The organism is candidate division WOR-3 bacterium, from assembly GCA_039801085.1.
In the GTDB taxonomy this organism is placed as follows: Bacteria; Hydrothermota; Tepidihabitantia; order Tepidihabitantales; family Tepidihabitantaceae; genus JAOABP01.
The window spans coordinates 276,648-297,084 of sequence record JBDRTY010000002.1; the positions used below are offsets into that span (position 1 = coordinate 276,648).

Consider the following 20,437-nt stretch of genomic DNA (forward strand, 5'->3'; position numbering starts at 1 on the left):
TGTGTTCAGGAAGGTTCTTGTAGCCTGCCGGGGAATTCCGGCACTGCGGATCATCCGCACCTGCCGGGAGCTCGGCATCAGGAGTGTTGTTCCCTGCTCGGAGGCGGACCGGACCGCACTGCCGGTGCTTTTAGCCGATGAGACGGTATGCATCGGACCGGCGCCGCTCCGGGATTCCTATCTCAATGTATCAAGGCTCCTGGCAGCGGCGGAGATCACCCGCTGTGATGCGCTCCATCCGGGCTGGGGTTTTCTCGGAGCGGATCCGGAGTTTGCCGATGCTACTATCAGTTCGGGAATTGCGTTTATCGGACCGGGTCCGGATACGCTCCAGCTGTTAGCGGACCGGCTGGCACAGCGCCGGCTGGCTCAGGAGCTGAAAATTCCGGTTGTGCCCGGAACCGAGGAGCCGGTCAGCAGTCCGGCGCAGGCGGTGACCGCAGCCCAACAGCTGGGTCTGCCGGTTGTGGTCAGACCTGTTGCCAGCAGTCTGCGCTCCAGCCGCCTGATTGTCAAGGAAAAGGATATTGAGTATCAGGTGCGGATGTGCCAGGCCGAGGTCCGGGCACATAGCAGCACTGAGCAGGTTTATCTGGAGAGGCATCTGTCCCGGACCCGGCCGGTCGAGGTGCTGGTAATTTTCTCTCAGGCGGTGGCAGACTGGGAGGTCGGTTTTTATCACCGGGAGCAGGACCTGCTTGTTTTCTCCCCGGCGAATCTGCCCGGAAATCTGCGCAACCGGCTGTACCGCTGGTCAAAACTGCTGGCAGAACGGTTGCAGTTTCAGGGTGCGCTTGTGGCCCGGTTTCTGATTGATGAGGACAATACCCCCTATTTTTTTCAGCTGAGCAGTGAGCTCAGCCCCTGGCATCCACTCGCAGAGATCATCACCGGGATGGATATTGTTGCCGCGCAGTTAAAAGTGGCGGCGGGCGAAAAGGACAGGACCATTTCCGCGGGCAAAGGGGTCAGGGCACTGGCAGCGGGTATCCGGGCGGAGGACCCGGATGCTGATTTCGAACCTTCAACCGGAATTGTTCGTGAGCTGTTACTGCCGGGCGGTCCGCACCTGCGGGTGGAGTCTTGCATATATCCCGGATATGAAATTCCGGGTGAATATGACTTGCTCCTTGTCAATCTCTTTTCCTGGGGGGCGGATCTCGAAACTGCGGTCCGCCGTCTGCTCCGGGGATTTGCGGAACTGAACTTCGGCGGTATCCGGACGAATACCGATCTGTTGAATGCGGTGCTCCGGCGCCCGGCTTTCGGAACGCCGGGCAGTCTGGTTATCTCCTGATCGGCGGGATGAAAAAATTCTGCTTGACAGAGGATCATAAGTTTGTTATAATGTAATTGAGACGGCGAGCTGCTATGTGTTTACCTTCTTTTTATTATAAAGAGATAAACGGTAGCGGCTTGCGGTCTCGTTTATTCCTAAAAAGAAAGGAGGTGCCAAATACCATGAAGAATCGCGGCTTTACACTGATTGAGCTGCTCGTGGTCATCCTGATTATCGGTATCCTGCTGGCACTGATCATCCCGAACTTCGTCCTGTTCCAGGAGCGCGCCCGTCGTGCATCGGTGAAGAACAACATGCACGTAATCCAGACCGCGCTCGAGGCGTATGCTGTGGACCACTACGGCAACTACCCGGGTGAGGATGTGGAATGGGATCCGGGCAACGAGGCGGGGATCTGTCTGTGGTTCCCGGGTGGTGACCCGATTGGAACCGACGGTGAGCCCAAGCCGGGTAATTTCCCGGTCAACCCGTATGACGGCCGGCGCTACAATGATGAGGACAAGGACGAGGAGGACCTGGTCTACCTGGACCTCTTCGGCGAGCTCGAGCCGGGCCAGAACGCCCAGATCCGGGGCAATGATGAGGAGTGTCCGTACCTTGATTTCGGTGGCACACCGGAGTATCCGGGCGGAATCGGCATCGCCACCTATGTGCCGGATGTCGGTTTCGGTGCTCCGCAGGAGTACGGCATCTACGGATTCGGGCGCGATGTCGCCTATCCGATGTATGACCTCGACCCGCTGTGCGATGACCCGACTGATGAGGAGTACTTCATCTTCTTCGTGCTCCACAACTAATCCTCCAAGAGCAGTGCGCGGGGTGGTGAATCCACCCCGCTTTTCTTTTTTCTTGACCTGAGCAGAATTAATTTTTATACTCAGACTGTGGCGGTGGTTAATCAGCCGGTAATTGAGACCGTCAGGTTGAGCAAATCCTACCGGACCGGTTTCCGGATGAAGCGGGTGCAGGCACTCTCCGAGCTTAACCTGCAGGTGGAACAGGGCGAGATTTTCGGTTTTTTGGGTCCCAACGGCGCAGGCAAGACCACTACGATTAAAATCCTTATCGGCCTGGCACAGCCCAGCAGCGGTTTTGCCACGGTGCTGGGCCGGGCACCGCGTGACCCCCGGGTGAAACGGCGGGTCGGTTTTCTGCCCGAGTCACCCTATTTCTATGAGTATCTGACCGCGGTTGAATTTCTGACCCTCACCGCCCAGCTTTCCGGTGTTCCTTACAGTGAAATTCCGGGGCGGGTCCGGCAGATGCTGAAGCTGGTCCGGATGGAGCATGCGGCCAGTCAGCAGATGCGCGGTTTTTCCCGGGGAATGCTCCAGCGGATCGGGATTGCTCAGGCGCTGATTCATGACCCGGAGGTGGTGATTCTTGATGAGCCGATGGGCGGACTGGACCCGATTGGCAGAAAGGAGTTCCGGGATATAATTGTCGGACTGCGGGAACAGGGGAAAACCGTATTTTTCTCAACTCACATTCTGGCGGATGTGGAGATGATCTGCGACCGGGTGGGAATTATTGTGGGCGGGAAGATGGTGGAAATCGGCAGACTGAGCGAGATTCTGACCGGAGAGGTGGAGTCAATTGAGATTACCCTGCAGGGCGTCAGTGGCAAATTCCGCAAGGGGCTGGAGAGGATCGCCGAGCGCTCAATTGAGTCCGGTGAACTGCTGCTCTTGACCGTGAAGAGTGAGGAGGATGTGGAGCGGGTACTGGCGATTGCCCGCGAGGCACAGGCGAAGGTGCGCTCAATCATTCCCCGTTCCCTGACACTGGAGGAGTTTTTCATGTCCCGGGTGAGGGGCGCAGGCAGAAACGGGGGGGGCAATGCTTAACCGGATCTGGGGTATCGCCTTTAACACCTTCCGGGAATCGGTCCGGGATCGGGTACTGGTGGCGCTGATTGTGATTGCAATTCTTGTGATGGCAAGCGCCAAGGTGATCCAGCCGGTGGCTCTGGGCGAGGCAGAAAAGATTATCAAGGATTTGGGGCTTTCCGCCATTACGCTGTTCTGTGTGCTGATTGCCATCCTCGTCGGCGGCCGGATTGTCTACCGGGAGGTGGAGAAGCGGACGATTTACCTGCTGCTTGCCCGGCCGGTGCGGCGCTATGAGTTCATCATCGGCAAATACTGCGGGATGATGCTGGTGCTCGGGGTGAGTCTGGTGCTGATGACTGCCGGATTTTATCTCGTGCTGCTTCTGACCGGAGTCAAACCGGAGCCGCGTCTGCTCTGGGCGGTGATGATGACCGGTTTTGAACTGGCGATTCTGACTGCAGTTGCGGTCCTCTTTTCCACATTTGTCACACCGATCGCCAGTGCGGTGTTTACCTTTGTTGTCTACTTTATCGGTCACAGCACGCAGCTGCTGCGCCAGCTGGCAGCAATCAGTCCGGCACCGATTGTCAAGTTCATCGGCATGTTTCTCTATTATGTCCTGCCCAATCTGAATAATTTCAACATCCGGGGCGATGTCGTCCATAATGCACCGCTCAACCCGCTGGCAATGGGGCTGTCGATTGCCTATGCGCTGGTTTACACCTTCACCCTGCTCCTGATTGCCATTTTTGTCTTCAACCGGCGGGACTTCTGATGAAGCTGGTTGAAATCACCAGACCGGTGCCGCGGGGACCCGGTGTGCTTGTTTCCCTGCTGCCGGTGGTGCTGGTGATCTGGGGGTTTGTCGGAATCTATCTGCTGCAGCTGTCACTTGATGCGACCAGCCGCCGGGCCGGGGAAAGGCTGATGCAGGAGCTTGCCTATTTTCCCTCCGGAGTTGCCCTGCGGGAGATGGTGATTGAGTATGAGGAGCTCGCTGCCGATTTCATCTGGCTGACCGCAATTGACTATTACGGCCGGCACCAGCAGACTGACCGGCGCTACGAATGGCTGGGTCATATCTTTGAGATTCTGACCACACTCGACCCGCGGTTTATCGGCGCCTATCACTTCGGGGCGATCACCCTTGCCTGGGATGCCCACAATCCGGCAGCGGCACTGCGCTTTCTGCTCGACGGCATGAAGGCAAATCCGCTCAACTGGCAGCTGCCGTTTGATGCCGGGTTTATCAATTACATCCTGATCGGTGACTATCAGGCGGCCGCCCGGCTGTTTCAGGTTGCTGCCCGGCTGCCAAATGCCTGGCCGATCATCGAACGCTGGGTTCCCTATGCTACTGCCCGGAGCGGTGATTATGCCAGTGCCCGCGAGATGTGGAAAGATCTGTATTACAGCACGGACAATAAAAAACTGAAGGAGCTGATTGTCCGGCAGCTGAAATGGCTGAAGCTGGAGGAGGGGCTGGCGGAAATTCAGCGCGCGGTCAACCAGTTCATTGAAAAGGAAAAGCGGGTGCCGGGCAGTATTGAGGAGTTGAAGCAGCGGGGTTACCTGCCGGTCCTGCCCGAAGAGCCCTATGGCGGCCGGTTTTATCTTGACGGTGACAGGGTCCGGACAACCACACCACCCAGCCGGCGCGGTTCAGGATAAAACTTGACAGCTATGATGTGAATTACTATTATTTAACAAAGGAGACTTTATGTGTCCCAAAAACCGCGGTTTTACCCTTGTGGAACTTTTGGTGGTAATCATGATTCTGGGTGTGCTGATGGGAATGTCAGTGCCGAGATTTTCCGGACTGCGCAACCAGGCACGGATTGCCGCAATGAAGATGAATCTGCACAATGTCCAGACCGCCATTGAGGTATTTCATCAGGAGTTCGGTTATTATGCCGAGGATTTTTACGAGGATGGATACGGCTGCGTGTTTCCCGGAGGAGAGTATGATGTCCGGATCGGCAAACTGCCGACCAATCCCTACAGCGGCAAGGAGATGGATCCGGATGAGTTCAATCCTGAGGATTATGATGAGCTCACGGAAATCAGTAATACTGATGAATACGGTCCGAATGATGTCTACGGCTATGACCCCGGCAACATCGTTTACAAGGTTTATGACCCGCCCGGTTCCGCCTATCCGACACATTACGGTCTGTTGGGAATTGACCACAGCGGTTCATCAATCCGGGATTTTGATGCCGACGGCGATGCGGTGATTTTTGTGCTGCACAACTGATGAGGGGGGCAGAATGGACAGGTGTTTGTCCTTGACAGGAGAAGGAGAGATTTCTATAATGACTTTTGTGAGCGCCAGAGACAGTTCAGGGCGCGGGTTCACCTTGGTGGAACTGCTGGTCGTTATTTCAGTTCTTGGAATTCTCCTTGCCTTTTTTGTTCCCACAATGATCTCCCGGGTGGCGACCAATGCCCGGCGTACCGCCACTTTACAGGAAATGAATGTTCTGCGCGAGGCGATCATGGGCAATCCGGACCTCCGGATTGGCGGTGAGGCGGTCGGTTACGGTTTCAAGCAGGATGTGGGGAGACTGCCGCGGGATCTGATTGAGCTGGCAACCCGTAACCCGTTTGAGGGTATTTATGCCCAGCGGTTGTATGTCGGCAAGGAAACACTGCCTGCCTGGGACCCCTATATTCAGAAGGGCTGGAACGGACCTTATATCCGAGAAGACGGCGAAATGGGTTATCTGTATGACGCTTGGGGGACCGAATACCGTTACTGGGTGGAAAACAATGAGACGCTCGGTCTGATGAGTGCCGGTCCGGACGGCCTTTTCTGGGGACAGCCCGGTGCGGTCAAGAATGACGATATCAGGGTGAGGTTCTGATATGAAGCGGAGAATTGATCGCGGTGTGACCCTGATTGAACTGCTGGTAGTAATTATGATTCTGAGCGTGATTCTCACCGCCGCAATCAAGACCTGGGATGTGACGCTGGAGCGGGGCCGTTTTGAGCAGACCCGGCAGAAGCTGGACCGGCTGGCAAAGGTGATTACCGGGGATCCGGACTATGTGGTGGGAGGGGTGCGGGCGGATTTCGGTTTTGTTGGCGACATGGGTGCGCTCCCCCGCACGCTCAGTGATCTGGTGAATCCGCCCAGCTGGGTTGCGCCGCCCGAAAGCAGTCGCTGGCGCGGACCTTACATCAAGTCAACTTTTAATGAATCGCCGGAAGGCTACCGGATTGACGGCTGGGGTGATACGATTGTATTTGAGCGGGACAGTCTGTTTCTCCGCAGCTACGGCGGCGGGGGACTGGTTGATCGAAAGCGCTGGATTACCAAACCGCTGGGTTACAGCGTTAATGACCTGCTGCACAATATCGTGGACGGTTCAATTGTGGACCAGCGTGGTGTGCCACCACCGGATTCGATTCTGCCGAGGATTACCGTTCAGCTGGAGTACCCGCGTCAGGGGGTGCTGTACCGGGACAGCTATACACCGGCAACCAACGGTCTGTTTGAGTTCCGGGATGTCCCGCAGGGGGTCCAGACTTTAAGGGTGATGATCTGGCACTATTATCCGCCACCGCCGCGGTGTGATACCGTTACCCGAGCGGTGACAGTATTTCCACGCGTTGGTGCGCGGGGAATTGAAGTCCGGTTGAATGTGGACTGGAACAACATGTGAGGTGGAAAATGAGAAGCCAAGCCAAGGCACAGGGGTTTACCCTGATGGAGTTGCTGGTGGTGTTGTTGATCATCGGAATTCTGAGCACGGTCGCAATCCGGACGATCGATGCCACCCGGGATCGGTCGCTGTTTGACCAGACGCTGAAGGAAATGCGGGAGCTGTCCTATGCGATGGTGGGCAATCCGGAGATAACTGCGAATGGTCACCGGGTTGATTTCGGATTTTATGGTGATATGATGCGGTTGCCCAACGATCTGCGGGAGCTGGTGGAAAACACGAGTAATTCTCCCAACTGGCGCGGTCCTTATCTGCGCCGGGAGTTTCTGCAGGACAGTGTCGGTTACCGCTACGATGCCTGGGGCAACCCGTATACCTATAATCCCGCCACCGGTACAATTGCCACGGTCGGCAACGGCAAGTATCCGATGACCATCAGGATTGTGGATTCAATTGTTCATCTCACCAACAACAGTATTATCGGCACTGTTACCGATGCCGATAACAATCCGCCGGGCGATAAGGCGGCAACGGTCGGCATCTACCTTTATCTGCCGAACGGCACGACATTTTTTACCCGGCCCGATGCCGGCGGTTATTACGAATTCACCCCGGCCAGCACCCATGGCGGCATTCCCATCGGTAATCACAAGATTATTGCCCGGCGTCCCGGCGGTGATTCCATTGTCAAATGGGTGACCGTCGTGCCGCGGAGCCGGACGGTCGTTGATTTCCGTTTCAGCCGTCTGTTTCGGAATTATCTGCAGATGGTCGGGACGCCGAGAATTTCCGGTGACAGTTCGGGATTTACTATCTGGATTGTGAACCCGGGTGAGAATCCGGATACGGTCCGGACGATCAGTTTCATTGAGGCGCCGGACAGCGCCTATATGCGCTGGCTTTATATCCGCAATCACGAACAGCGGCAATGGGAATATAATCCGGGTGTCGGCAGGGGGGATTCACTGATGATCATGCCCGGACCGTTTGTGATTTCACCCAACGGGGAGGAAGTGGTCGAATTCAGTTTTTATAACTTTTCCAAGACCCCGATTGGCGGGGATACGAGTAATATTTATAACAAGCTTTTCCGGTTGAGGTTTAACGATGGTTCGGAGTTCAGTGTCCGACCGCGGTAATTTTCTGGACATAAGGAGGCAAATTGGCGTCTAAAGTCTTTGGCGGGGGTGGTAAGGGCACCCTCTGTATTGATATCGGTTCGAATTCAGTTAAATTTGTCAAGGTTGAGGGTGGCCGGGTCGTCGATTACGGACTGAAGGAAATCGGCGAAGCCTTTGATGTGCCCTCAATTCTGCGGGAACTGATCAAGGACTACAAGCCGCGTGAGGTTTACACTTTTGTATCCGGTCCTTCGGTGAGTGTTCGTCAGGCGCCATTCCCGAAGATGAACCGGCGGGAGTTGAAGGATGCGATTCTACTGCGGCTGGACAAGTACTCGCCATTTACGCTCGACGAAGCCATTTTTGACTTCAAGACCCTCGGTCCGGTCCGGGAAGCAGGAGCGATCAAGGACAATGTGATGGTCATCGCTGCGCGCAAGGACATTGTTTCCGACCATATCTCGACACTGCGGAAAGCGGGGCTGGAACCATCATCAATCAGTGTTATTCCGTTTGCCCTGCAGGCGGCGGTAAAGAAGTACGGTCGGGTCCGTCCGGATGAGGTTGTCTGTCTGCTGGATATCGGTGCCGAGTTTACCGATATCATTTTTATGAAGGGTGAACGGCTGGATCTGGCACGCACGGTGACAACCGCGGGCAATGCAATTACCGAGGCAATGACGGTCGCAATTACCACCGAGGAAGGACAGCTGGCGCTGGACGCCTATGATGCGGAGGAGCTCAAGCGCAAGTACGGAATTCCACCTGAGGATTCCACTGAGCGGCTGCCTTCCGGAATCATGGTCAAGCGTCTGGCAACGCTTCAGCGTCCGGCGCTGGAGAGGTTTGTGGCGGAAATTAACCGCTCGATTGATTTCTACCGCCGTGAATTCGGCGAACAGAAGGTGGACCGGCTGCTCATCTGTGGCGGTACAGCGGCACTGAAGGGATTGCGGGAATATCTGCAGACCAGCCTGGGGATTCCGACGGAGATTTTTGATCCGTTCAAGGACTTCGGTCTTTATCGTCCCGGAACAACCCCTCAGGAGGAAATCGGTCATCGGCTGGTTGCGGCACTCGGTCTGTATTATGACCATACCGCGGTGGATCTGCTGCCGGTGGAGATGAAGACGGGCAAGTTTGTCGCCCGGGATATCAGGATGATGACGCTGGGCGGAATTCTCTGGGTGGGAGTTCTGATCGTCGGTTACATACTCGTTGCCGGCTGGTCGGGTATTTCCAAGGGACAGGTGTCACGACTCAGGAATGAAATCAAGGCTACTGAAGAGCAGAATCGAAGTTACTTTGAGCTGGAGAAGGAAATTTCGGAGCTGGAAGCCCGGCAGAAGGCGCTGACCAGTGTTGTGGGAGAGGTGATGCCGGCGGTGCCGGTGATGGCGAAGATTTCCACCATTGTACCTCAGAACATCCAGCTGAACACCTTTACCCTGACCAACCGGACAAATGTGAAACTGACCGGAGTAGTAAGCGGTGAGCCCCATCTGCTGGATGTTGACCTGGCGCAGTTTCTTATCGACCTGGAGCGCAGTCCCTCATTCAAACAGGTACAGCTCGTTTCCAAGAACCGCAGCAGTCTCCAGGGTGAGACGGTGCTGGAGTTTGAAATTCAATGTGTGACGGAGTAGCATATGAATCTAATTGAAAGAAGGGTAGTTCTGATCGGTCTGATAATCTATGTGTTGCTCGGCGTGGGAGCATGGTTTCTGCTCTATCAACCCCGGATTCGGGCAAGACAGAAGACCGTGGCGGAAATCCGGGAGCTGCAGAAGCAGCTGGATGAGACCAAGGCGCGAATTGCCCAGATGCCCAAACTGCGGCAGCGCAAGGAGCAGCTGGAGACCGAGATCAGTGGAATCTGGGCAAGGGTAGTGCCCCGTTCCCAGATGCTCAGCCTCTTCCGGGACCTTGCCCGGGAAGCCGAGGCAAAGCGCGTGCATTTTCTGGAGATAACTCCGCCCGGACTGGATACATTGCTGCAAGAGGAGGGTCCAAGTGCCCAGGTGAGGCCGGTGCCGTTTATGGTAACAGTGCAGGGACGGTATCTGGATATCGGCAGGTTTGTTGAGGGTCTGGGAGATTATCCCTATTTTGTGCGGGTACCGGATTTTGATTTCAGCGCCCGTGAAGATATTAGACCGGAAGTAGAGGCAAAACTGCTGGTAAATATCTATGCCTCGAGTCTTGCGGGCAGGGGTGATTTGTGAGACGGATTATCCTGGTTCTGATTGTGGCGGCGGTAGTAGTAGTGGGTGGTGTGCTGCTCTTCAGAAAACCCAAGCCTGCTGCCCGCTCCAGCCGCAGTACCACTCAGTCCGATTCAATTTCTGGGGCGGGTCGCCGCAGTACTGCAGCCCAGGGCAGGACCGCAGGCCGGCTGAAGGCAAAGACAAAGGAGGAGCGCGCTGCCGAGCGTAAGCGTCTGCGGGCGGAGGAACGCAAGCGGAAAAAAGAATTGAAACGGCAGGAACGGGAGCGGCGGCGGATGTTGAAATATGCGCGCAGCCGTCGGGGTGGACGGAAAACGGCGAGTCGGAAGGGTACTTACTATGTGGTGAAGGCAATAGTTTCCCTGGGCGAGGATAGCTATGCCTTGATTGATAATCGCAGGGTCAGAGTCGGTGATGTGGTGATGGGACGTAAGATTGTTGCGATCGGTACGGACCGGATTGAGGTCGAGGCTTTTGGCCGACGAACTACTGTCCGCGTCGGAGAAAGCTTGCTGCCACCAAGTTATTTTACACAGAGAAAGAGAAGTTAGCAGCAAATGTTTGGGTGTTAAAAAAGAAAGGAGCACCTTGAGACAGAGATTACTGGTAATTTTAGGTTTGGCAGTAGCGGTGCTGGCGATATTTACCTTTACCCGTTCGCGACCGCAGGTGATGCCGGAGGTAATTACCGATGCGGCTACTACCGAGGTGACTCAGACGGTCAGAGGTAAAGCCGGGCAGTTAAAGTCAGCCCTGCAGGAAGCAATAGCACCGCCTGCACAGGGAGGAACACAGTCGGCTGTTGCGGAGCCGATTGTCTGGGGGAGCGATCCCTTTGTCCGGGACTGGATGCTGATGAGCGAGGTTGCCAATCTGAATCTGCGGGCGATCACAGTTACCAATGACGGGGCAAGTGCGCTGATAAATGATCAAATCGTTCAGGTTGGCGATCAGATCAGCGGTAAACGAGTTGTGAGCATTGAACAGGACCGGGTAACTCTGGAACAGGGTGGAAGGACATTTACCTTGACACTGGGGGAGTAAATCATGAATAAAAAAGTAACCATAGTTTTGCCAGTACTTTTGTTTCTAAGTGTCCTGTTTACGGCACAGGCACAGGTAGCGGTCAAGGATGTGGCAATCGACAAGCTGCTCGATGAGGTGCGGGTGACGATTGCCTGCAGCGGAACTCCCAATATCAGTTCGTTTGTATCTCAGGAACCGCCGGCAGTGATCGTTGATGTCATGGACGGAGTTTCGCAGGTGGCGCAGGAGCGGATCAGCTCGAGCTATTATCCCGTGACCGCAGTTACAGTAAAACCGAGTGAAGCAACGAGCGGTGTCCGGGTGACAGTTTTGCTCCGGCAACTGGTCCGGCACCGGATCACCAATGAAAACGGTGTTATTACTGTCAGCCTCGGAACCCAGCCGTTGCCGCCTCCGCCAGCGCCGGAGCCCGAGGACCAGTTCAGCGGCAAACCCCCGCTGACTCTGCTGGTTCAGGATGCTGAAGTGACGAGTGTGCTGCGGATGCTGGCACGGCAGTTTGATCTCAACCTGATGATCACTCAGGATGTGAAGTCAGTTGTAAGTGTGCGACTGAATGAAGTGCCGCTGCGGGCAGGTCTGGAGGCGCTGGTCAAGGCAGCTGGCTGTAATATCGTTGAAGACCGGAGTGGAGTGCTGATTGTCAAGCCGGTCAAGAAGGAGATGTATGGTGAGGTTCAGACGAGGGTGTTTAACCTGGATTACATTGAGGCTGAAGATGTGCTGAAGGTCATTAAGAAGGCACTCTCGCCGGTTGGTGAGGCGACAGTGGGATACCGGCGGGTTGGGACTAAGGGCGGTGCGGCGGAACGGAGTGCCGTGCTGGTGGTATCTGATGTCCCGGAGGCACTGGATGAAGTGGCGAAGATTATCGCCGATCTGGATCGACCGGTGCCGCAGATTGCAATTGAAGCGAAGTTTGTTGAAACAACCCACTCCGCAGAGGATCGGTGGGGGATTGACTGGACGCCAGTAGCTTCATTTGGCACCGAACTGCCGAAAATCGGCGAAGAGGTAGCGATTCCGGTTATTGTTAAAGAGATGCTTTTTGGGAAGATTTCCTTCAACCGGTTCAGCGCGGCGCTGGAAGTGCTGAGTTCGCGCGGGCGTTCGCGGGTACTGGCAAATCCCAGAACCCTGACGCTGGATAATCAGACTGCAACTGTAAGTATGGGTATTGATGTCCCCATCCGCGAAGTGCACAAGGACCCGAATACCGGTGAGATTACCTACACCTGGAAGACGCGTTCGATCCCGATTAAACTGGAGGTGACACCGCATGTGACTTCTGACGGTATGATCACCATGCATGTCCGTCCCTCGGTTGAAGCAATTACCGGCTGGGTAGGTTCGGCCGATGACCGGCAGCCGATTGTTGCCCGGCGCGAAGCCGAAACTCAGGTTAAGGTTGCTGAGGATGAGGTGGTAGTGATTGGCGGTTTGGTCCGGGATGAGGAGACCCGCAGTGTCGGTAAGATTCCACTGCTTGGTGATATCCCGATCCTCGGTCATCTCTTCAAGAAGACATCAGTGGAACGGACAAAAAGTGATCTGATGATTTTTATCATCCCTCATATCATTAATCCGGAGGGATAGAGGACAGGCAGGCGGTCTAAAGTAAAGGGTGGAGAGTAGTGACCACCAGAAGATGAATATTGATGAGCTGCTGAGGTATGCAGCTAAATATGGTGCCTCAGATCTCCACATAACCGCCGGTAACCCGCCGATCATCCGGGTTAACGGCCGCTTGAAAAAAATTCCGGGACCAGCGCTGACCGCAGATGATGCGGAGGCGCTGGTCTGTTCTATTCTTACTGATGAACAGAAGCAGGCGGTAAATAGCAAGAAGGAAATCGATCTTTCTTACACCTGGGGGGCTGCCAGTCAACGGCTAATACCGGAAGCGCTGACCCTTGAATATACAACTCCGGAACGAGTTCGTGCCCGTGTGAATGTGTTTCTGGATTTGAACGGAATCGGTGCCGCCTTCCGGATAATTCCGGCCAAAATCAGGACATTGGAGGAATTGCCGGCACCACCATCAGTCGCGGAACTGGCACGCTCACACTCCGGGCTTGTGCTGGTGACCGGTCCGACAGGTTGTGGGAAATCCACTACGCTGGCGAGCATGATTGACTTGATAGATCAGGAACAGGCGGTTCGAATTATTACGATTGAGGATCCGATTGAGTATATCTTCCGTCCCCGGAACTGTCTGATCAGCCAGCGGGAGATCGATACTCATTCCCGATCATTTGCCTCGGCGCTCCGTGCCTGCCTCCGCGAAGACCCGGATGTAATCCTGGTCGGCGAGATGCGGGATCTGGAAACGATCAGTCTGGCGTTGACCGCCGCGGAAACCGGCCATCTCGTGCTTTCAACACTTCATACCAAGAGTGTGGCAGAAACTGTGGACCGGGTGATTGATGTCTTCCCGGCAGATCAGCAGGAGTATGTCCGCCAGATATTTGCCAGTGTCATCCGCGGTATTATTTCTCAGATACTACTGCCGCGCAAGGATGGACGGGGACGGGTGGCAGCAATGGAGGTGCTGATTGCAACGCCGGCAATCAAGAATTTGATCCGGGAGGCAAAGGTTCACCAGATACCTTCTCTCGTGCAGACGGGTTCGCAGTATGGGATGCAGACCATGGACCAGAGTCTGGAGGGGTTGCTGAAGAAAGGGTTGATTTCTCCCGAAGTGGCTTATGCGGCGGCAAACGACAAAAAGATGTTTGCGCCACCGGAGTCGCCGGTTACCGCTCCGGGACCCAAGGGACAGTGATCTGGGTTATTATCGGGCTTTTGGGTCTGATTCTCGGCAGCTTCTTCAATGTGTGCATCTGGCGCATCCCGCGCGGGGAATCGATCAGCTATCCTCCTTCCCACTGCCCCCGCTGTAGGCATCCGATCCGGGCTTACGACAACATTCCGATCATCAGCTATCTGATATTGCGGGGCAGATGCCGGGACTGCCATCAGCCAATCTCGTTCCGTTACCCCCTGATTGAAGGCATTACCGCCCTGCTCTTTCTCCTCAGCTATGCCAAGTTCGGTTTTGACTGGCAGCTGGTGCGCGCGCTGGTCTTTATCAGCTTGCTCATTGTCCTTGCCGGCATCGATTTCGACCACAAGATTCTGCCGATTGAACTGTCGTTTGCCGGGTTAATTGTGGGGCTGGTGACTGCTCTGATTCCGGTGTTTCGGATGACAATCAAAGAAGCATTCTGGGGCGCGGTAATCGGAGCCGGCTTTGTCTTTTTTGCCTGGGCGTTGTGGCGGTTTGTGCTCGCCCGGCCATTTTCCCGTTTGGGTGTAAAACAGAAGGAGGCGATGGGCTGGGGGGATCTGCCGTTTGCCGCAATGATCGGAGTTTTTGCAGGTGTGAGGGGTATGATTGTGGCACTGGCAGTGGCGGTAGTTGCTGGTGTGATCTTCGGTCTTGCGGGGAGAATCAGCGGACGGCTGAAGAAAGGGCAGGAGGTTCCGTTCGGACCGTTGCTGGCACTGGGCGGGGTGGTTGGACTTTTCGCAGGCAGAGCGATTTTCGGCTGGTACCTGAAGCTGGTGCTGCCGTGAAATTAAAGGCGGGGACGACATGCTCGTCCCCGCCTTCTTTTTTAATTCAGTATTATCTCACGATGACGAATTCGACCCGGCGGTTGAGCTGGCGACCCTCTTCGGTATCGTTAGAGGCAATCGGCTGTGATTCACCGAATCCCTTAGCACTGAGCCGTTTCGGGTCAATACCACCATACTGAACAAGGAAATTCATAACGGCATACGCGCGTTTTTCTGACAGGATGCGATTGGATTCTTCAGATCCGATACTGCAGGTATGACCATGGATTTCCACCACAATATCCGGGTTGTCTTTCATAATCTGAGCCGCCTCCATCAACGCGGGATAGGATTCCGGACGCAGGGTTGCCTTACCGAGCTCAAAATAGACACCTTTGAGTCTTAAGACCATCCCCTTGGACACCAGCTCAAATGTTCGTTCCGTGGTTTCTCCCTTGGTGATGTTGAAGCTGACAGTCTGGACAACATATCCCGGAGCGTCGATTTTTACTTCATAGCTGCCGACCGGAAGCTCGGTCTGGCATTGACCTGTCGTGCTGTCGGTGGTCAGGGAGGGTTTTTCACCCTGAGTAAAACTGATTGTTGCCAGGAGGGGTTTGCCAGTCTGTTTGTCCACAACCTTCGCTTTGAATGTCCCTTTCATTTCCAGAGAAGTGAGGCCGATGTTGAGCTTGGTAATGCTGCCATCTTCAACCTCTACCGCCCTTTCTTCCGGGAAATAGCCTTCCTTTTCTATGCGTACCGCAATGAGTCCCGCCGGGACATTATCCGCGCGGAAAAACCCGGTAAGCGGATTGGAGCTGACCGAAGGAATGTTAGTGGCTACAAACGAGATTTTCGCTTCCAGAGGTTTACCATTGTAGGTGTCGTAGACCCTGCCGGAAACCGTGCCGTAGGGAACGAGCGGTTTCAGTCTGAAGGTATGGGAGGCATATCCCTTGTCCGGAATTACCAGCGGTACTGCTTCTGGTATATAGCCATCTTTAGATGCCTCGACAATTACTACGCCGGCAGGCAATTTTTCCAGATAGAAGGTGCCGTTTTCCGGATCGGATTTAAGGCTGGGCAGATGTTTGCGGATGAAGCGGATTTTGGCTGCCAGGGGCATGCCGGTACGGGCGTCTTCAACCTTGCCGACAAGTCTGCCCCAGGGACGCTCCGGCGGTTTTGGGAAAGGCGATACCAGTGTAATTCCTAAAATCGCTTCGTAGTTGGGAACAGTTTCCGTCAGACCCAGTTCAATTCCGCCGTTGAGATGAAGCGCTCCCATTTTTACCCGTACTCCCGGGGTGACCCGCGCTTTCGGTGTGTAATTACTGCCAATTAAAGCGCCAAAGCCGGCTTCAGCTTCTGTTTCGGAAGTCACTTCAATGAACAGGTCAACGGCATTGGAGGGAAATTCAATGCCGGCACCGGCAAACTGCTGGGCGGGGGTAGATAATGTCCGGCCGTAATTCAGCATCAGGGTAGGGAGGGTTTTGTAAAGTTCCCAGAAACGGAATGCTGCGATCGCACGCCAGTTGCTTTTATCCATAAACAGCTGGTCAAGGAATCCATCCGACTCCTGGTAGGTGTAATTGCTTCTGGGCATAACCCACTGTCCGGCACCGGCAAGTTTAAATACCGGGATGAATGGAATCGAAAGCTTTGCCCCCAGCATCTGTCCCTGCCAGTCGTAGAACAGGGTATAAGGGTTGGTGCGGAAATCGACAATACCTACCAGTGAACCGTAAAACTCGCAGAATGGAAATGGTGCGTAGTTCATTTCCATTCCAAAGAGCGGGCCACGATACATTGTGACTTTGTCGCCAAGGTTGGTGCGATTTAACATCCAGCGGTTGGCAAACACCAGAGCGCCGTCTTCTTCAACTCTGGCATCCTGAATCCGGAACAGTCCCCTGCCCCCTCCCAGTGCGGGATCTGCCAAGCTGAGCCCGATTAAGATCCAGAAGATGCTCAGTGCGATGAGTACCTTTTTACCGTTCATAAAAATACCTCCTCGGTTTTGTACTATACTTTTCCAAAATTGAAAAGGGACACCCCCTTTTCCGTAAACACATATGATAGTATAAATTTTATACGGGGTTGTCAACTTAAAACTTGCGAAAGTTTTACTCCTGAATGTGAAATTCAATGATATCCCGGTCCTGCAGACACTGGGTCCGCTCTACCCGTTGACCGGTGAAGACATTGTTTCGCCAGAGTCGGGCATAGGCGAGTTTGCGGGCAAAATCCTTGTGCAGATGATAGGCGGCGTCAATAACTGTGGCACCGGTTTTCAGAATTACCGGTTCGTTCATATCCGGCGGTTTGCCCGGTTTTTTCGTATAGACACGGATGATATTGAGTACAGCGAATGCCCGGCGCCGGAATTCTTCAAGTCCCTGTCCGGTCTTTACCGATACCAAAAGAATATCAATATCACCCACCAGTTCCCGGAGAATATTGAGCCGATCCTGGGCTTCCGGGTCGTCAGCCTTAGTGCCGAGACGGAGCAGAGGTTTGACTGTTGTACCGGGTTCGGGCGTAAAGGCAATCCGGTGGTGGACGAGCAGTTCTCTGATCTGCTCCGTTGTTTCCAGAACCGAATCGTCTCCCAGATCAAGCAGCCAGCAAACCGCATCCGCGGTCCGCAGGATATGGAAAAGCCAGGCGGGCGAATCCGGTGTCAGTGGCGGGGTATCAATCAGTTGGATCTGGATGTCTTCATAAGGCATCATCCCGGCAAGAGGCCTGGTGGTGGTAAATGGATAAGGAGCAATTTCGGTGTTCAATCCGGTTAATGCGTTAACGAGTGCTGATTTGCCACAGTTCGGAGCTCCGAAAACTGCGATCTGTCCTGCCCCCTGTTTTTCGACTGAGTACCAGTCAACCCGTTTGCCACCACCCCGATCTTCGGACAGTTCGCGCCGGATGCGGGCAATCCTGGACTTGATGTCCGCCTGCATCTTTTCAGTGCCCTTGTGCTTTGGGATCGTGGCGAGCATTTCTTCCAGGCAGATGAGTTTTTCCTCCGGAGTTTTTGCCTGCCGGAATTTTTCCTCTGCCTGTTTATATTCGGGAGTCAGATTCGCCGGCATATTATATCGCTAAATTCGTTCAGCACCTCCTTTGGGAGGGCTGAGCCGGTTAAACGGCACCCTCAGAAGTTATAAGGTCTTTGTTTCATCAACATCCATAAATACAAGTCCGGAGATCAGTTTAGGATAAAAATCGGTTGACTTCTGGGGCATACGCTCCATTTTCTTCGCCAGTGCCTGAACCTGCTCGGGCCGGGTGGGGTTAAGAAACAGAGCAATCTGATATTCACCGGAATTAACGCGGGCGATGGCATCATTCCAGTAACGCTCATAGCTAACCCGGCCTTCGATCAGTTCCGGGGTGATTCCCAATACCCGGTCGATCACCAGCGCGTGCAGCAGGGCAACATCGAGCTGGCGGTATTCCGGGCTTTTTCCCCTGAGGGCATCCAGAGCGATATCCGCAGATTTGAGTAGCAGCAGAAAACTTCTGCCCGGTCCGAGATACATGATAAAGGCATGCTGGTTCCGATTGTGTTCCAGCTTGGTTTTTGCCTGCGTGTCGTTGACCGGTTTTACGATAAACATTTCTCCGAGGCGCTGGAGCAGCTCTTCCTGCCGGATTTGAACGCCTTTGACCAGCCGGTGGGTAGGCAGAATTACGAGGCCCGGGTCGGTAATTTTGAAGAAGGCAGCGGTTTTAAACCTGAGGGCAGCGTTGTCCGGCAGCGGATGTTTTTTCTCCATTTCCTGCCGGTAATTGAGTGCGGTTTCGTAGCGGTGATGGCCATCAGCAATCAATAATACTCTGTTCTGCAGTGCCTGATGCAGGGCATTGACCCGGGACGGTTCGTCAATTCGCCATATCCGGTGGACTACACGGTATTCGTCAACCACCTGCATCAATGGGGGTCCTTCAGTTTGGAGCAGGCGCTCGATCTCGCCTGATTCGTCCGGATAGAGCAGGAAGATCTGCTCGTAATCCTTTTTGGTGGTGCGCAGGAGGTTGAGCCGGTCAGCCTTGGGACCGGAATGAGTGAATTCATGGGGCAGGACTGTGCCTTTTTCAAATTCTTCTACTCTGATTGCACCGATGAAACCGCGGCGGCACAGAGTCTGAGTTTCCAGTTGAAACTCCTCTTCCAGGACATAAAACGCCGCTTGAGTGTCTTCAATCAGTATTTTCTGTTTCAGCCAGTCGCTGCAGGTGCGGGCGGAGCTGTTATACGGGTCGGCCTCTTTCGGCAGGATCAGTCGGACAAAATTGTAGGGGTGCCGGGCAAGATACTTCTCCTGCATTGCAGGGCTGATTTTGTCATAAGGCTGGGTAATTACAGCACTTAAATCGGCAATTTTTTCCGGGTTATAATGGATCGCCGGGAAGGGTCTTACATCAGCCATTTATACTGCTCCTTTCAGTGCATCCCGGACCTTTTCAGCAATCTGAATTCCTGCCCGACGCTGACCTTCTTTGGTCTGGGCGCCGATGTGGGGAGTGCCGATTACCTGTGGTAATGAGAACAGCCGGAAATCTCTAAGCGGTTCCTCCTCAAACACATCCAGCGCCGCTGCTGCCACCTGTCCGCTCTGAATTGCTTCGAATAAGGCGGTTTCATCGATGACACCGCCGCGGGCGCAGTTGATGATAATAACTCCCTTTTTCATTTTTGCGAATGCCTCTTTATTCAGCAGATGGTAGGTTTCCGCTGTTTTCGGGATGTGCAGGGAGATGAAATCCGATTCGGCGAGCAGTTGATCAAGAGAACAGGGCTCCCCATATTGCGGCTGGATACCGGGCAGATCATTGACGAGCACCTTCATTCCCAGCGCCAGTGCCCGCTTCGCCAGTTCGGTTCCAATTCTGCCGGAACCGATGATTCCCAGTGTCTTGCCGAAGAGTTCTATCCCTTTGAATGCCTTCTTTTCCCACTTGCCGCTGCGCAGGGAAGCGGTTGCCTGCGGGATGGAGCGGGCGCAGGCAAACATCATCCCCAGCGCCAGTTCGGCAACCGAAATTGAGGTTGCCTCCGGGGTATTAACCACCTTGATTCCCCGCGCCTCGGCTGCCTGGCGGTCAACATTGTCGAGTCCGACTCCGGCCCGGCCGATTACCTTGAGATTTTTACCGGCATTGATCACTTCCGCTGTGACTTTCGTTGCGCTGCGGACAATGATCGCATCATAGTCCGGAATAACCTTCAACAGTTCTTCTGGGGCGATACCCGGCTTTTCATCTACGGTAAAACCGGCATCGGTCAGGATTTTTACACCTTCAGGGTCAATCGGGTCAGTGATAATGATCTTCATTGTCTGCTCCTTCTGTTTTGGATACTCAATCAAGCGTGAGTTATAGTATATGATAACCGAGGGTTTGGTTTAGTCAACAGTGAACAAGGGGTACTGACCCCTGTTTTAACTCGCATTTTTTCATAAAATTCCGATTGACAGATTGCCAGTTTATGGTATAATTTTATCAGCCAGTAATGGCATAATAAAAAGGCGCGGCGCATAAAATCATGTGCAGGCTCGGCACATCATCATTTCCGAACGCTCCTATAAAGGGCGCTCGCAACACCCAGTTATTCCATTACAATATCAATTCAGCGGGTCAAAATCGGCGGTTAAATGATTTTGCCAC

Annotated in this window: 20 protein-coding genes; 16 read left to right on the plus strand and 4 right to left on the minus strand. The window is 54.2% G+C overall.

What is annotated here, in order from left to right:
* The first annotated feature begins 1 nt into the window (after window position 1).
* From ABIK48_05590 to ABIK48_05665, 16 genes are all read left to right on the plus strand, one after another.
* Window positions 2–1,297, plus strand: coding sequence for a biotin carboxylase N-terminal domain-containing protein (locus ABIK48_05590; protein MEO0021630.1), 1,296 nt, complete (start codon window positions 2–4; stop codon window positions 1,295–1,297).
* Between the two features lie 164 nt (window positions 1,298–1,461).
* Complete coding sequence (locus tag ABIK48_05595) at window positions 1,462–2,097, plus strand: prepilin-type N-terminal cleavage/methylation domain-containing protein (GenBank protein ID MEO0021631.1); 636 nt, start codon at window positions 1,462–1,464, stop codon at window positions 2,095–2,097.
* Window positions 2,098–2,184: 87 nt separating this feature from the next.
* Window positions 2,185–3,147 carry an ABC transporter ATP-binding protein gene (locus tag ABIK48_05600; protein MEO0021632.1) on the plus strand — a complete coding sequence of 321 codons (963 nt, stop codon included), beginning with the start codon at window positions 2,185–2,187 and terminating at the stop codon, window positions 3,145–3,147.
* On the plus strand, window positions 3,140–3,907 hold the full coding sequence (locus ABIK48_05605; GenBank protein MEO0021633.1) for an ABC transporter permease subunit: 768 nt from the start codon (window positions 3,140–3,142) through the stop codon (window positions 3,905–3,907). Before ABIK48_05600 ends, ABIK48_05605 begins: the two co-directional genes overlap by 8 nt.
* Window positions 3,907–4,803 carry a hypothetical protein gene (locus ABIK48_05610; GenBank protein ID MEO0021634.1) on the plus strand — a complete coding sequence of 299 codons (897 nt, stop codon included), beginning with the start codon at window positions 3,907–3,909 and terminating at the stop codon, window positions 4,801–4,803. The genes ABIK48_05605 and ABIK48_05610 overlap by 1 nt, the downstream gene beginning before the upstream one ends.
* A 49-nt stretch (window positions 4,804–4,852) precedes the next feature.
* Window positions 4,853–5,389 carry a prepilin-type N-terminal cleavage/methylation domain-containing protein gene (locus ABIK48_05615; protein MEO0021635.1) on the plus strand — a complete coding sequence of 179 codons (537 nt, stop codon included), beginning with the start codon at window positions 4,853–4,855 and terminating at the stop codon, window positions 5,387–5,389.
* 67 nt (window positions 5,390–5,456) lie between these two features.
* A complete protein-coding gene (locus ABIK48_05620) occupies window positions 5,457–5,999 on the plus strand; it encodes a prepilin-type N-terminal cleavage/methylation domain-containing protein (GenBank protein MEO0021636.1) in 543 nt (180 codons plus the stop codon).
* Window position 6,000: 1 nt separating this feature from the next.
* A complete protein-coding gene (locus ABIK48_05625) occupies window positions 6,001–6,801 on the plus strand; it encodes a prepilin-type N-terminal cleavage/methylation domain-containing protein (GenBank protein ID MEO0021637.1) in 801 nt (266 codons plus the stop codon).
* 8 nt (window positions 6,802–6,809) lie between these two features.
* Window positions 6,810–7,940 (plus strand): prepilin-type N-terminal cleavage/methylation domain-containing protein, encoded by a 1,131-nt coding sequence (locus ABIK48_05630; GenBank protein MEO0021638.1) that lies wholly within the window; start codon window positions 6,810–6,812, stop codon window positions 7,938–7,940.
* Window positions 7,941–7,963: 23 nt separating this feature from the next.
* Complete coding sequence (pilM, locus tag ABIK48_05635) at window positions 7,964–9,568, plus strand: type IV pilus assembly protein PilM (protein ID MEO0021639.1); 1,605 nt, start codon at window positions 7,964–7,966, stop codon at window positions 9,566–9,568.
* A 3-nt stretch (window positions 9,569–9,571) separates the two neighbouring features.
* Window positions 9,572–10,147 (plus strand): type 4a pilus biogenesis protein PilO, encoded by a 576-nt coding sequence (gene pilO / locus ABIK48_05640; protein MEO0021640.1) that lies wholly within the window; start codon window positions 9,572–9,574, stop codon window positions 10,145–10,147.
* A complete protein-coding gene (locus ABIK48_05645; GenBank protein MEO0021641.1) occupies window positions 10,144–10,701 on the plus strand; it encodes a hypothetical protein in 558 nt (185 codons plus the stop codon). Before pilO ends, ABIK48_05645 begins: the two co-directional genes overlap by 4 nt.
* 37 nt (window positions 10,702–10,738) lie before the next feature.
* Entirely contained in the window at window positions 10,739–11,194 is a 456-nt protein-coding gene (locus ABIK48_05650; GenBank protein ID MEO0021642.1) for a hypothetical protein, read from the plus strand.
* Between the two features lie 3 nt (window positions 11,195–11,197).
* A complete protein-coding gene (locus ABIK48_05655; GenBank protein ID MEO0021643.1) occupies window positions 11,198–12,793 on the plus strand; it encodes a secretin N-terminal domain-containing protein in 1,596 nt (531 codons plus the stop codon).
* Between the two features lie 52 nt (window positions 12,794–12,845).
* Entirely contained in the window at window positions 12,846–13,982 is a 1,137-nt protein-coding gene (locus tag ABIK48_05660; protein ID MEO0021644.1) for a type IV pilus twitching motility protein PilT, read from the plus strand.
* Window positions 13,979–14,776 carry a prepilin peptidase gene (locus ABIK48_05665; GenBank protein MEO0021645.1) on the plus strand — a complete coding sequence of 266 codons (798 nt, stop codon included), beginning with the start codon at window positions 13,979–13,981 and terminating at the stop codon, window positions 14,774–14,776. The genes ABIK48_05660 and ABIK48_05665 overlap by 4 nt, the downstream gene beginning before the upstream one ends.
* 52 nt (window positions 14,777–14,828) lie before the next feature.
* Here the strand turns inward: ABIK48_05665 and ABIK48_05670 are convergent, their stop codons facing one another.
* From ABIK48_05670 to ABIK48_05685, 4 genes are all read right to left on the minus strand, one after another.
* A complete protein-coding gene (locus ABIK48_05670) occupies window positions 14,829–16,766 on the minus strand; it encodes an OmpA family protein (GenBank protein MEO0021646.1) in 1,938 nt (645 codons plus the stop codon).
* 124 nt (window positions 16,767–16,890) lie between these two features.
* Complete coding sequence (locus ABIK48_05675) at window positions 16,891–17,859, minus strand: GTPase (GenBank protein MEO0021647.1); 969 nt, start codon at window positions 17,857–17,859, stop codon at window positions 16,891–16,893.
* 69 nt (window positions 17,860–17,928) lie between these two features.
* On the minus strand, window positions 17,929–19,200 hold the full coding sequence (locus ABIK48_05680; protein ID MEO0021648.1) for a DUF1015 domain-containing protein: 1,272 nt from the start codon (window positions 19,198–19,200) through the stop codon (window positions 17,929–17,931).
* Complete coding sequence (locus tag ABIK48_05685) at window positions 19,201–20,106, minus strand: hydroxyacid dehydrogenase (GenBank protein ID MEO0021649.1); 906 nt, start codon at window positions 20,104–20,106, stop codon at window positions 19,201–19,203.
* Window positions 20,107–20,437: the final 331 nt, after the last annotated feature.